This is a genomic window from Pseudomonas gebzensis (assembly GCF_034427815.1).
In the GTDB taxonomy this organism is placed as follows: domain Bacteria; phylum Pseudomonadota; class Gammaproteobacteria; order Pseudomonadales; family Pseudomonadaceae; genus Aquipseudomonas.
This window is the reverse complement of record NZ_JAXQNS010000008.1, coordinates 230,209-244,224: the sequence shown is the minus strand read 5'-3', so window position 1 is coordinate 244,224 and position 14,016 is coordinate 230,209. Positions and strand designations below refer to the sequence as shown.

General features: G+C 62.2%; 9 protein-coding genes. 7 read left to right on the top strand and 2 right to left on the bottom strand.

Annotated features, from left to right (window positions below; all coding sequences use genetic code 11):
* Positions 1-2: 2 nt before the first annotated feature.
* The 7 genes from SJI00_RS16680 (at position 3) to SJI00_RS16650 (ending at position 10,836) form a co-directional block, all read left to right on the top strand.
* On the top strand, positions 3-1,454 hold the full coding sequence (locus SJI00_RS16680) for a sigma-54-dependent transcriptional regulator (RefSeq protein ID WP_322462804.1): 1,452 nt from the start codon (positions 3-5) through the stop codon (positions 1,452-1,454).
* Between the two features lie 709 nt (positions 1,455-2,163).
* Positions 2,164-3,546: a polynucleotide adenylyltransferase PcnB gene (locus SJI00_RS16675; RefSeq protein WP_322462803.1), complete on the top strand. Its 1,383-nt coding sequence runs from the start codon at positions 2,164-2,166 to the stop codon at positions 3,544-3,546.
* Positions 3,543-4,022, top strand: coding sequence for a 2-amino-4-hydroxy-6-hydroxymethyldihydropteridine diphosphokinase (gene folK, locus SJI00_RS16670; RefSeq protein ID WP_322462802.1), 480 nt, complete (start codon positions 3,543-3,545; stop codon positions 4,020-4,022). Before SJI00_RS16675 ends, folK begins: the two co-directional genes overlap by 4 nt.
* Before the next feature lie 239 nt (positions 4,023-4,261).
* Positions 4,262-5,062, top strand: a complete 801-nt coding sequence (gene panB, locus SJI00_RS16665) for a 3-methyl-2-oxobutanoate hydroxymethyltransferase (protein ID WP_322462801.1) — start codon at positions 4,262-4,264, stop codon at positions 5,060-5,062.
* Entirely contained in the window at positions 5,059-5,922 is an 864-nt protein-coding gene (gene panC, locus SJI00_RS16660) for a pantoate--beta-alanine ligase (RefSeq protein ID WP_322462800.1), read from the top strand. Before panB ends, panC begins: the two co-directional genes overlap by 4 nt.
* A 139-nt stretch (positions 5,923-6,061) precedes the next feature.
* Complete coding sequence (gene pgi, locus SJI00_RS16655) at positions 6,062-7,726, top strand: glucose-6-phosphate isomerase (protein WP_322462799.1); 1,665 nt, start codon at positions 6,062-6,064, stop codon at positions 7,724-7,726.
* Between the two features lie 173 nt (positions 7,727-7,899).
* A complete protein-coding gene (locus SJI00_RS16650) occupies positions 7,900-10,836 on the top strand; it encodes a DUF748 domain-containing protein (RefSeq protein ID WP_322462798.1) in 2,937 nt (978 codons plus the stop codon).
* Between the two features lie 304 nt (positions 10,837-11,140).
* Here the strand turns inward: SJI00_RS16650 and SJI00_RS16645 are convergent, their stop codons facing one another.
* Positions 11,141-11,500 (bottom strand): BON domain-containing protein, encoded by a 360-nt coding sequence (locus SJI00_RS16645; RefSeq protein WP_312932351.1) that lies wholly within the window; start codon positions 11,498-11,500, stop codon positions 11,141-11,143.
* A 263-nt stretch (positions 11,501-11,763) separates the two neighbouring features.
* Positions 11,764-13,869 (bottom strand): polyribonucleotide nucleotidyltransferase, encoded by a 2,106-nt coding sequence (pnp, locus tag SJI00_RS16640; RefSeq protein ID WP_322462797.1) that lies wholly within the window; start codon positions 13,867-13,869, stop codon positions 11,764-11,766.
* Positions 13,870-14,016: the final 147 nt, after the last annotated feature.

The window sequence follows — 14,016 nt, the reverse complement described above, 5'->3', positions numbered from 1 at the left end:
CAATGCCGCACATTCTGATCGTCGAAGACGAAACCATCATCCGCTCCGCCCTGCGCCGCCTGCTCGAGAGAAATCAGTACCAGGTCAGCGAAGCCGGTTCGGTACAGGAAGCCCAGGACCAGTTCAGCATTGCCACCTTCGACCTGATCGTCAGCGACCTGCGCCTGCCCGGTGCACCCGGTACCGAGCTGATCAGGCTCGGTGAAGGCACGCCCGTGCTGATCATGACCAGCTATGCCAGCCTGCGCTCGGCCGTGGACTCGATGAAGATGGGTGCGGTGGACTACATCGCCAAGCCGTTCGACCACGATGAGATGCTCCAGGCCGTCGCGCGCATCCTGCGCGATCGGCCCAAGGCTGCCACACCGGCACCTGCTGCCGAAATCCGTAGCGGCGGTGGCGGTAGAACTGCGGCAGCGGACAAACCTGCCAGCCCCAATGCCTCTGGCGATATCGGCATCATCGGCTCCTGCCCGCCCATGCTCGACATGTTCAGCAAGATCCGCAAAGTCGCGCCCACTGACTCCAATGTACTGATCCAGGGTGAGTCGGGTACCGGCAAGGAACTGGTCGCGCGTGCGCTGCACAATCTTTCGCGACGGGCCAAGGCCCCGATGATTTCGGTCAACTGCGCGGCCATTCCGGAAACGCTGATCGAGTCCGAGCTGTTCGGTCATGAAAAAGGGGCCTTTACCGGTGCCAGTGCCGGGCGTGCCGGCCTGGTCGAAGCGGCCGATGGCGGAACACTGTTTCTCGACGAAATTGGCGAGCTGCCACTTGAGGCGCAGGCCCGGCTGCTGCGTGTGCTGCAGGAAGGTGAAATCCGTCGAGTGGGCTCGGTGCAGTCGCAAAAGGTCGATGTGCGCCTGATCGCCGCGACCCACCGCGACCTCAAGAGCCTGGCCAAGGCCGGGCAGTTCCGCGAAGACCTGTACTACCGGCTGCACGTGATTGCCTTGAAACTGCCGGCGCTGCGCGAGCGTGGCAGTGATGTCAACGAGATCGCCCATGCCTTCCTCGCGCGCCAGCGCACCCGTATCGGCCGCGACGACCTGAGCTTCTCCGCAGAGGCCGAGCAGGCCATCCGTCATTACAGCTGGCCGGGCAACGTGCGCGAACTGGAAAACGCCATCGAGCGTTCGGTGATCCTCAGCGAGAGCCCGGAAATCTCCGCGGACTTGCTGGGTATCGACATCGAACTGGGTGATCTCGGTTACCGTGATCCACTGGATCAACTGCCCTCCTCGGCGAGCGTCAGTGGCAATGCCAGCCATGATCCGAGCGAAGATTTGTCGTTGGAAGACTACTTCCATCACTTCGTGCTGGAACATCAGGACCACATGACCGAAACCGAGCTGGCGCGCAAGCTTGGGGTCAGCCGCAAATGCCTGTGGGAACGGCGCCAGCGCCTGGGCATTCCACGCCGCAAGAGCAATGCCACCAGCGAGAGCTGACCGTCTTCCAGGTGTGGGGCCCCCCGCACCTGTTCCCCCGCCTAGGCTCATCTGCTCCGAAAAAAGCTGTTACCTCTACACAAGACGTAACAGTTCCCGAGGCAAACGGTAACGAATAAGCTTATTCCAAACCGCCCCAGTACCCCTCGAAAACCGCCAAAACCCCCGAAATCATTGAGCCTTGGCAAAGTTGGCACGGCACCTGCTATATGTTTGGTACAAGAACAATAACAAGCACCGCAACTCACAATAAGAACAACACGAAACGGCTCACGCATAACAAGAACAAAACGGCGGAGACGCAGCTAACTGATTCTTTTGGAGACGTGTTGTATTTGGGGCTTGCCCCATGACCAGGCAGAGAACAACAAAAACTGCACTACAAAGCAGCGCCTGAACTGGTTGGATCACGCGATCGATACAGCTCAACGATCAAAGCAATCCGTTTGCTCTTCACCCCTCCATGAGGGGTTGTTCACCAGCTCAACGCTCGGTGAACGGGCACTCAACAAAAACAAGAAGCCCGACATAATAAAAACAAGAGCACGCAACGACTTGATGGGGAGCCTAGGCTCCCCATGTCGTTTCTCCCCTTCAGCGACTTCCCGCACTCCGCCTACACCATTCTCAGAGTAAATGCTAGAATCCCCGCCCATCATGCGGCCATTCTCCTAGCACTGGCCGAACATTCCTTCAAACAGTGCCTCCCATGCTGAAGAAGTTGTTCCAGTCTTTCCGCCCCCCGGTACCAGGTCAACATCACGTGCGCACCACGCCAGAGGTGATCCACAAGAGCCAGCACTCGCTGCCGCGCAACCAGTTCAGCCGTCATGCGGTGGGCATCGTCGAACGCCTGCAAGCCGCGGGTTACCAGGCTTACCTGGTCGGTGGCTGTGTCCGTGATCTGCTCCTGGGCATCACCCCCAAGGACTTCGACGTCGCCACCAGCGCCACCCCTGAACAGGTGCGTGCCGAGTTCCGCAATGCGCGCATCATCGGCCGTCGCTTCAAGCTGGTGCATATCCAGTTCGGCCGCGAAATCATCGAAGTGGCCACCTTCCGCGCGCCGCACACGGACGAGGACCAGGTCGACAGTCATCGCTCCTCGCACAACGCCAATGGCCGCATCCTGCGCGACAACGTGTACGGCACGCTGGAAGAAGACGCGCAGCGCCGCGACTTCACCATCAACGCCCTGTACTACGATCCGGTCAGCGAGCGCATCCTCGATTACGCCAACGGTGTGCCCGATATCCGCAACCGTCTGCTGCGCTTGATCGGCGATCCCACCCACCGCTTCCAGGAAGACCCGGTGCGCATGCTGCGCGCGGTGCGCTTCGCCGCCAAGCTCGATTTCGGCATCGAGAAGCACACCGTGGCGCCGATCCGCGAACTGGCGCCATTGCTGCGCGAAATCCCGCCGGCGCGCCTGTTCGAGGAAAGCCTCAAGCTGTTCCTGTCGGGCCAGGGCGCGATGGTCTTCGAGATGCTGGTCGACCTCGAACTGTTCGAGCCGCTGTTCCCGGCCAGTGCCCAAGCGCTGGAAGACCGTCCGAGCTATACCCACACCCTGATCAGCAAGGCGTTGATCAACACCGACCTGCGTATCGCCCAGGGCAAGCCGGTAACACCGGCGTTCCTCTATGCCGCCCTGCTGTGGCCGGCGCTGCCAGCCCGTGTACTGTTCCTGCAGAACCAGGGCGTGCCGCCGATTCCGGCCATGAACGGTGCGGCGCACGAGCTGATCGTCGAGCAGTGCCAGCGCATTGCCGTACCCAAGCGCTTCACCTTGCCGATCCGTGAAATCTGGGACATGCAAGAACGCCTGCCGCGGCGCAGCGGCAAGCGCGCCGACCTGCTGCTGGACAACCCGCGCTTCCGGGCCGGTTACGACTTCCTGCTGCTGCGCGAAAGCGCCGGTGAGCAGACCGATGACCTCGGCCAGTGGTGGACCGACTACCAAGAGGCCCATGACGGCACTCGCCGCGAGATGATCCGTGAGCTGGGCAGCCGCGATGAGGGCGCAGCACCGCGCAAGCGCAAGCGCTCCACCAGCCGGCGCAAGCAAGGTGACGACGAGGCGTTTGATTGAGCACGCGTGTCTACATAGGCCTGGGCAGCAACCTGGCTGACCCGGACGGCCAACTGCGCAGCGCGCTCAGCGCGCTTGACCAGCTTGCGCAGACGGCCGTTGCGGCGGTGTCGGCATTCTACGCCAGTGACTCGCTGTTACCCGGTCAGCCCCGCTATACCAACGCCGTCGCGGCACTGGACACCGAGCTGCAACCGCTGGCGCTGCTCGATGCGCTACAGGCGCTGGAAAACGACCACGGCCGGGTCAGGGCCGAGCGCTGGGGCCCTCGGACCCTCGACCTCGACATCCTGCTGTTTGGCGACCACCTGATCGACTCGCCACGCCTGCAAGTGCCCCATCCGCAGATGCACCTACGCGCCTTCGTGCTTTACCCCCTCGCCGAGTTGCTACCCACCGAACACTGCCTGCCCGATGGCCAACTGCTCGCCGAGCGCTTGGCAGCCTGCCCGTTCGTGGGCCTGGAGCGCCTTTAAACAGGCGCCATCGGCATCGGTAACGCCCGTAACACCTGCCCCGTAACAATGCGGTAACAGGTGATTGACTTCCCCCCCCTCCCTCACGACTATAGGCCTCCCGCGGCGCCCCAGGTGCCCACAGCCTTTGGGCCCAGGCGGCCTGTAACAAACATCGCGAACGACGATGTAGCGCCCTGACAGATAAATGCCTGCCTGCAATACGGCATTTTCGCAGCGCCTGAACGAGGAATTTCGACATGCCCGACGTTACCCTGACCACCCTCAACGGCCTGAAAGCCAAGGGTGAAAAGATCACCATGCTGACGTGCTACGACGCCACCTTCGCCAAGGCAGCCAGTGAAGCGGGCGTTGAAGTGCTGCTGGTGGGGGACTCACTGGGCATGGTCCTGCAGGGACACGACAGCACCCTGCCCGTCTCCACCGCCGACATGGCCTACCACACCGCCTGCGTCAAACGCGGCAATGCAGGCGCGTTGATTCTTGCCGACCTGCCGTTCATGGCCAATGCCACCCCTGAACTGACCTTCACCCACAGCGCCATGCTGATGCAGGCGGGTGCGCACATGGTGAAGATCGAAGGCGCCGCCTGGCTGGCCGACACCATCACCCTGCTGGCGCAGCGCGGCGTGCCGGTGTGTGCGCACCTCGGGCTGACGCCGCAGGCGGTCAACGTCTTCGGCGGCTACAAGGTGCAAGGCCGCCAGCAGGCGCAGGCCGAGCAGTTGCGCCAGGACGCACAGGCGCTCGAACAGGCTGGCGCGGCCATGCTCCTGCTCGAATGCGTGCCCACGGCACTGGCCAACGAGATCAGCCAGGCGGTGACCATCCCGGTCATCGGCATCGGCGCCGGCAGCGGCACCGACGGTCAGGTGCTGGTGCTACACGACATGCTCGGCCTGTCACTCAGCGGCAGGGTGGCGCGCTTCGTGCACAACTTCATGGCGGGGCAGAACGACATCCACGGCGCCCTGGCCGCTTACGTCAAAGCCGTCAAGGACGTCACCTTCCCCGGCAGCCAACACGGGTTCAGCGCATGAATACAGTCAAGACCGTTCGTGAACTGCGCGCCGCCGTCGCCCGCGCCCGCGGCGAAGGCAAACGCATCGGCTTCGTGCCCACCATGGGCAACCTGCACAGCGGCCATGCCGCGCTGGTCACCAAGGCGGCGCAACGCGCCGATTTCGTGGTCGCCAGCATCTTCGTCAATCCGCTGCAATTTGGCGTCAACGAAGACCTCGCCAACTACCCGCGCACCCTGGCCGCCGATCAGACACGCCTGCTCGAAGCGGGCTGCAACCTGCTGTTCGCACCGACCGTGGACGAGATGTACCCCGACGGCACTGCCGCGCAAACCCGTGTCAGCGTGCTGCAATTGTCAGAAGGCCTGTGCGGCGCGAGCCGGCCCGGGCACTTCGAGGGTGTGGCCACGGTGGTGAACAAGCTGTTCAACATGGTCCAGCCGGACCTTGCCGTGTTTGGCGAAAAGGACTACCAACAGTTGGCGGTGATTCGGGCGATGGTCCGCGACCTGAACATGCCGATCCAGGTCTTTGGCGAGCCCACGGTGCGCGCTGAAGACGGCCTGGCGCTGTCTTCGCGCAACGGCTACCTCACTGCCGATGAACGAGCGGTCGCACCGGTGGTGTACCGCACCCTCACGCAACTGGCCGACGGTCTGCGCCGGGGTCGCCGCGACTACCCCGCGCTGCTGGCAGAGGGCAAGGCGCAGTTGCAGGCCGCCGGCCTGCGCACGGACTATCTGGAAGTGCGTCATGCGGTGTCGCTGCAACCGGCACAGATCGACGACCGCGATCTGGTGATTCTGCTGGCCGCCTACCTGGGCAGCACGCGCCTGATCGACAACCTCTACCTGCAACTACAAGAACCCAGCGCCTGAGGACGCCCGCCGTACCGCGCCCCCGGTACGGCATTTCCCTCTCGACCAGACCAGGATTGCCTATACTCGACGGCGGCTCGCAACTGCCGAGGACGGCAAGTGTCCAACGCAGCAACTTGTATCCAGGAAATCATTCTTAATGGCGTATTACCGCACTCCTCATGATGTCACCACCTTGCCGGCCTGGCAGGCGCTTGCGCAACACCGCGACGCGCTGCAGGACTTCAGCATGCGCGAAGCGTTTGCGGCCGATCCCAAGCGTTTCGATGAGTTTTCCCTGAGCAGCTGTGGCCTGTTCCTCGACTACTCCAAGAACCTGATCACCGAACAGACCCGCACCCACCTGGTGGACCTGGCGGACCAGGTGGGCTTGGCCGATGCCATCAAGTCGATGTTCGCCGGTGAAATCCTCAACGCCTCCGAAGGTCGCCCGGTCCTGCACACCGCGCTGCGCCGCCCGTTCGGCGACAAGCTCAGCGTCAACGGCGTCAACGTGATGCCCGAGGTGCACAAGGTCCTCAACCAGATGACCGAACTGGTAACCCGCATCCACGATGGTCTGTGGCGCGGCTACACCGAAAAGCCCATCACCGACATCGTCAACATCGGCATCGGCGGCTCGTTCCTCGGCCCTGAGCTGGTCTCCGAAGCGCTGCTGCCTTATGCCCACCGCAGCGTGCGCTGCCATTACCTGGCCAATATCGACGGCAGCGAGTTCCATGAGCTGTCGGCCAAGCTGCACGCTGAAACCACGCTGTTCATCGTCTCGTCAAAGTCGTTCAACACCCTGGAAACCCTGAAGAACGCCATGGCAGCGCGCACGTGGTACCTGGCCCAGGGTGGTTCGGAAGCCGAGCTGTATCGCCACTTCATCGCCGTGTCCAGCAACAAGCAGGCGGCCATGGCCTTCGGGATTCGTGAAGAGAACATCTTCCCGATGTGGGACTGGGTCGGTGGGCGCTACTCGTTGTGGTCGGCCATCGGCCTGCCGATCGCCCTGGCCATCGGCATCGCCAACTTCAAGGAGCTGCTGTCTGGCGCCTACACCATGGACCAGCACTTCCAGACCGCCCCGTTCGAGCAGAACATGCCCGTCTTGCTGGGCCTGCTGGGCGTGTGGTACGGCAACTTCTGGAATGCCCACAGCCACGCGATCCTGCCGTACGACCATTACCTGAGAAACATCACCAAGCACCTGCAGCAGCTGGACATGGAGTCCAACGGCAAGAGCGTGCTGCAAGATGGCAGCCCGGTTCCGGTCACCACGGGTCCGGTGATCTGGGGCGGTGTGGGCTGTAACGGCCAGCACGCTTACCACCAGCTGCTACACCAGGGCACGCACCTGATCCCGGCCGACTTCATCGTGCCGGTGGTGAGCTTCAACCCGGTGGCCGACCACCACCAGTGGCTGTACGCCAACTGCCTGTCGCAAAGCCAGGCCCTGATGCAGGGCAAGACCCGCGACGAGGCCGAGGCCGAGCTGCGCGCCAAGGGCATGAACGAAGCCGACATCGAGAAGCTGGCCCCACACAAGGTGATTCCCGGCAACCGCCCCAGCAACACCCTGGTGGTCGAGCGCATCAGCCCGCGTCGCCTCGGTGCGCTGGTGGCGATGTACGAGCACAAGGTCTTCGTGCAGAGCGTGGTCTGGGGCATCAACGCCTTCGACCAGTGGGGCGTGGAACTGGGCAAAGAGCTGGGTAACAAGGTCTACAAACGTTTGGTCGGCAGCGAAGAGGACGCCGCCGAAGACGGCTCGACGCAAGGCCTGATCGACTACTTCCGCAGTCGCCATCGCGGCTGATGGTTTCGCATCACTGCAAACGGGCGCTTCGGCGCCCGTTTTACAGAGGTTGAAACGGCTTGAGAGACGCGCGGGTTCGTAGGCTATCGGACGCGGGCTGAAGAGGCTCCAGCGGAACCGTTGCCACATGTCATACTCCAAGCACTTCCGCCCGCGACCTGACGACGCCCTCCATGCTCAAAGGATTGACCCGCGCCCTTGGCACCCTCCTGGCCTTGTTGACCTTGTACAGCCTGCTGGGTTTTCTGGTGCTGCCAGGCATCGCGCTGCGCATCGCCAACCAGCAGCTGACGCAGTACGCCAGCGTGCCGGCGCATCTGCAACGTGTCGAATTCAATCCGTTCACCCTGGAGCTGACGCTCTGGGGGCTTGAGGTGGGTGAGCCAGGCAAGGCCCAGGTCGGGTTCGAGCGACTGTACGCCAACCTGCAGCTCGATAGCCTGTGGCGCCGCGCCCTGCACCTGGCGTCGGTAACGCTGGACGCCCCGCGCACCGAATTGCTGTTCAGCAAGAACGGTCAGCTCAACCTCACGCGGTTGTTCACCCTGCCGCCCAGTGAATCACCCGCCGAGCAACCGGCCAGCGAGCCCTTCCCGCTACGCGTGGATCATCTGGCGATCAACGAGGGCTACCTGCATTTCCGCGACCTGCGCCCCAGCGAGCCGATCGAGTTCCTCTACGATTCGATGAATCTGCAGCTGAAGAACCTCAGCACGCTTGCCGATGACAACGCCGACATGAGCCTGGTGGCGAAAAGCCCGGCCGGTGGACGTATCGACTGGCAAGGCAGCCTGAGCCTCTCGCCCATCGCCTCCAAGGGCACCCTCAAGGTCACTGACGCCAAGATGAAGCTGTGGTGGCCCTACGTGCGCGATGCGCTGCCGCTGGTGCTGCAAGACGGCGTCCTGAGCCTCGATACCCAGTACACCCTGAACCTGGCCAAAGATACCGAGCTGCGCCTGGACCAGACATCGGTGCAAGTGGCGCCATTTGCCATCAACGCACCCGACGGCCGCCCCTTGGCGCGTTTGGCCAGCCTGAAGATCAGCGAGGCGTCCATCGACCTGGCCCAGCAGAAAATACGCGTGGGCAAAGTGCGCAGCGAAAAGCTCGAAACCTGGGCTGCGCTGGAGCGCGATGGGCAACTGGACTGGCAGGTGTTGCTCGCCGGCGAGCCTGGCAAACCGCGCACGCCCAGCGCCAAGGCCAAGGCTGCCCCAGCCAGCGCAACGCCGGTGAGCAAGCAGCCCGCAGCGCCTGCCAAGCCCTGGCAGGTGTTGCTCAAGGATGTGCAGACCCGTGGCGCCCTGATCCACCTCGAAGACCGTCGGCAGAAAGAGCCTGTGGCCCTTGAAGTCGGCCCGCTGAACCTGAGCATGACCGGCTTCGACAGCCTCAATGGCTCACCCTTCGCACTCAAGCTCGACACCGGTATCGGCAAGCAAGGCAAGCTGCAGGCCACCGGCCAGGTCAACCTGGCGCCGGTCAGCGCCAAGCTCGATGTCGGCACCCAGGACCTCGACCTGCGCATTGCCCAGGCGTATATCAGCCCTTATATCCTCCTCGAGTTGCGCAGCGGCATGCTGAGCAGCGCGCTGAACGTGAACCTCAGCAGCGTCGAGCCTTTGGCCTTGACGGTCAGTGGCAACGCCCAGGTCGACCAGTTGCACACCCTCGACACCATCAAGAACCGTGATCTGATCAAGTGGGAGCGGATCAACGCCGAGGGTATCCGCTACGTGCATGGCGATGCGGTGTCGATTGACACAATCCACCTTCAGCAGCCCTATGCCCGTTTCATCATCAACGAAGATCGCACCACCAACCTCGACGACCTGCTGATTGCGCAGCCCAAAGGCGCTCAAGCCGCGAGCGAGCCCCCTGCCGCCCGCCGTACGGAGAAACCCTTGGGGATTCGCATCGGCCGGATCGATATCGCCGACGGCTCGGCGAACTTCGCCGACCTGACCCTCACCCCCAACTTCGCGACTGCCGCCCAGCAGCTCAACGGCGTGGTCGGGACCATCGACAACCGCCAGTCGCTGCCGGCCAAGGTCGATATCAAGGGCAAGGTGGACCGTTACGCACCGGTGATCATTCATGGGGCCCTCAACCCCTTCAACCCGATGGACAGCCTGGACATCGCGGCCAGCTTCCGCCGCGTTGAGCTGACCACGCTGACGCCCTACTCGGGCAAGTTCGCCGGCTACCGTATCCGCAAAGGTCGGTTGAACCTCGACCTGCATTACGTGATTACGCAGGGTCAGCTCAAGGCGGAGAACACGGTGGTGGTCGAGCAATTGCAACTGGGCGATCGGGTGGACAGCCCCGATGCCGTCGACTTGCCCATTCGCCTCGCCGTCGCGCTGCTCAAAGACACCCACGGCAAGATCTCCATCGAGCTGCCCGTGTCGGGCGACCTCAACAATCCGCAGTTCAGCGTGATGCCGATCGTCTGGCAGACCCTGCGCAACCTGGCACTACGCGCCGTGCAGGCGCCGTTCAAGATCATTGGCGGGCTGGTGGCCGGCGGGCATTCGCAAGACCTCAGCACAGTGGCCTTCGCCCCAGGGTCCAGCCAGCTGAGCCCCGAGGCGCGCGCTGCGCTGGACAAACTGGCCAGCGGCCTCAAGGCGCGGCCGCAGCTGCGCCTGGAGATCGAGGGCACCAGCGCGCAGTCCAGCGACGGGCCGCTGCTGGCCCAGCAGCGCCTGGACCGGGAATATCAGGTCACTTGGTACAAGATCTTGCAGCGCCGTGGTGACAAGGTGCCTGCCAATGCCTCTCAACTGGTGGTCAGCGACGATGACAAGCCCGCCATGCTCGAGGGCATCTACCGCCTGCGTCTGAAACAACAGCCGCCAGCGCAGTGGGAGCAGCTGAGCCGTGACGAGCGTAGCCGCCAGTTGCGCGATGCCGTGTTGAAATACTGGTCTGAGAGCGCCACGTTGCAACGTCAGCTGGGCCAGGATCGGGCCAGCAGCATCAAGGACTATCTGGTAGACAAAGGCGGGCTCGAGGACGATCGGGTGTACTTCATCGACACCACGCTGGGGCAAGCGCAAAAAGATGGGAAGGTGATTACGCCACTGCATCTGGACGCGGGGTAACACGCTCAGGTGCACCGGCAGCCAGAGGCCAATGCAGCGCGATGAATAAGCTGTGGGTGAACGTCAGCTGGCGCTCGATGAACAGTGCGCAGCGCGCTCGATCCTACCGCCGTAAGTAAACAACGTTACTGGGGCGCTGTCCGGCCCGGCGTCAGGGTTGACGACTCGGGCACCCGCCTTCCCTGCGGGGCCAATGCCCTGAACACACGCACTGCCACGGCCCAACAAAACCCATAAACAAAACAGCCCCGGCATCACTGCCGGGGCTGCTTGGTTGCTCGATGAATCGAGCGACAGACGCGTATTACTGAGTTTTCAGCGCTTCAGTGGTAACGCTCTTCACGCCTTTGATTTTCTTGGTGATAGCAACGGCGGTGGTTTTCTGGGCTTCAGTCAGAGTAACACCATCGTTGGTGGACAGTGCGACTACACCGTGGGTGGTTTCAACGGTGATGTCCGAGCCTGGGATGCCTTTCTCGGTCAGCAGGTCAGCTTTGACCTTGGTGGTGATCCAGGTATCGCTGGTTTCTTGCTTGGCTTTAGTCGCTTCGCCAGCCGCCATGATCAGCGGAGCCTGGGAAGTTTGCTGGGCAGCGAAAGCCGCGTTGGTCATGGTCAGGGTCAGAGCAGTGGCGGCGGCGGCAGCGATAGCGAACTTCTTCATACAAGACACTCCTGTTTTTCGAAAGGTCTGCGCCGTGGTTGCCGGCTGCAGGTAATAAATAGATTGCAGAGGCTGTGCCAGGTTCATTAATTAATAAATATCCTTTTAAATCAAAGGTATAGCTAGTGCTCACAACTTCACCTTTCGTGCATTTTGCAAGCAGTCGTCAAATCGTGCATGCAAGATGCAAGTCCACCAATAAGAACGACAGGCAAAAAAAAGGGGCCTGCTAGAGGCCCCTTCCTTTTAGTGCTCGATCACGCTTACACGCCGGACGATTTCGCCGCCGCTACGTCTTTGATCGACAGCTTGATACGGCCGCGGTTGTCCACGTCCAGTACCAGTACTTCAACTTCCTGACCTTCTTTCAGCACGTCGGTCACTTTCTCTACGCGCTCATTGCTGAGCATCGAGATGTGCACCAGGCCGTCTTTGCCCGGCAGGATGTTGACGAACGCGCCGAAGTCGACGATGCGCTCGACCTTGCCCACGTAGATCTTGCCGATCTCGGCTTCAGCGGTGATACCCAGTACGCGCTGACGGGCGGCTTCTGCAGCCTCTTTGCTCTCGCCGAAGATCTTGATCGAGCCATCGTCTTCGATGTCGATCGACGCCTTGGTTTCTTCGCAGATGGCACGGATGGTCGCGCCGCCTTTGCCGATGACGTCACGAATCTTGTCGGTGTCGATCTTCATCGCGATCATGGTCGGTGCGTTGGCCGACAGCTCGGTACGCGACTGGGCAATGATCTGGTTCATCTGACCGAGGATGTTCAGGCGCGCTTCCAGGGCCTGGCCCAGGGCGATTTCCATGATCTCTTCGGTGATGCCGTTGATCTTGATGTCCATCTGCAGCGCGGTGACGCCTTTGGCGGTACCGGCTACTTTGAAGTCCATGTCGCCCAAGTGGTCTTCATCACCCAGGATGTCGGTAAGGATGGCGAACTTTTCGCCTTCCTTGACCAGGCCCATGGCGATACCGGCAACCGGCGCTTTCATCGGCACACCGGCGTCCATCAGGGCCAGGGAAGCACCGCAGACCGAAGCCATGGAGCTGGAGCCGTTGGATTCGGTGATTTCCGAGACAACGCGGATGGTGTACGGGAAGACATCAGCACCCGGCAGCATGGCCTGAACCGAACGGCGGGCCAGGCGGCCGTGGCCGATTTCACGACGGCCAGCGCCGCCCATGCGACCACACTCACCGACCGAGAACGGTGGGAAGTTGTAGTGCAGCATGAAGGGGTCTTTCTTCTCGCCTTCGAGGGTGTCGAGCAGCTGCGCGTCACGGGCAGTACCCAGGGTCGCGACGACCAGCGCCTGCGTTTCACCACGGGTGAACAGGGCCGAACCGTGGGTTTTCGGCAGAACACCGACTTCGATGTTCAGCGGGCGCACGGTCTTGGTGTCACGGCCATCGATACGCGGCTTGCCGTTGACGATGTTCTCGCGAACGGTGCGGTATTCGATTTCGCCGAAGATTTCTTTGACCTGAGCGGCGGTAGGCTGGCCTTCCTCACCGGAGAACTTGGCGATCGCCTGGTCACGCAGCTCGCCCAGACGGGCGTAACGGTCGGCCTTGACGGTAACGGTGTAGCCCTGGGAAACCGCTTCACCGAACTCGGCGCGGATGGCGTCGAACAGCTGGGTGTTGGCAACGGCGGGTTTCCAGTCCCAGGTCGGCTTGGCAGCTTCGGCAGCCAGCTCCTTGACCGCCTTGATGACAGCCTGGAGTTCGTCGTGGGCAAACAGCACGGCGCCCAGCATCTGGTCTTCGGTGAGCTCTTGGGCTTCGGATTCGACCATGAGCACGGCGTCGGCAGTACCGGCAACAACCATGTCCAGGCTCGAGGCCGCCAGTTGCTCGTAGGTCGGGTTCAGCAGGTAGCCGGTGCTCTCATGGAAAGCCACGCGAGCGGCGCCGATCGGGCCTTCGAACGGAATGCCGGAGATGGCCAGGGCCGCCGAGGTACCGATCATCGCAGCGATGTCCGGGTCGGTTTTCTTGCTGGTGGAGACGACGGTGCAGACAACCTGCACTTCGTTCATGAAGCCTTCGGGGAACAGCGGGCGGATCGGACGATCGATCAGGCGCGAGGTCAGGGTCTCTTTCTCGGAAGGACGGCCTTCGCGCTTGAAGAAGCCGCCGGGGATCTTGCCGGCAGCGTAGGTTTTTTCCTGGTAATGCACCGACAGAGGGAAGAAGCCCTTGCCTGGATCGGCTTGCTTGGCACCGACCACGGTCACCAGTACGGTGACATCGTTATCGACGGTGACCAGCACGGCGCCGCTTGCCTGACGGGCAATGCGGCCGGTTTCTAGCGTGACGGTCGACTGACCGAACTGAAATTTCTTGATTACCGGGTTCACGGTTTCCTACCTTCTTAGTGGCTCTGGGGGAACTGGTTTCTTGCGAATTCTTGGGCAGAACAGGGAATTGGCCCTGTTGACCGTCCAGATACAACACGAGGCTGGGAGCCTGACTGCCGCGCGGTAAAAACCGAACGGGGTCAGGCT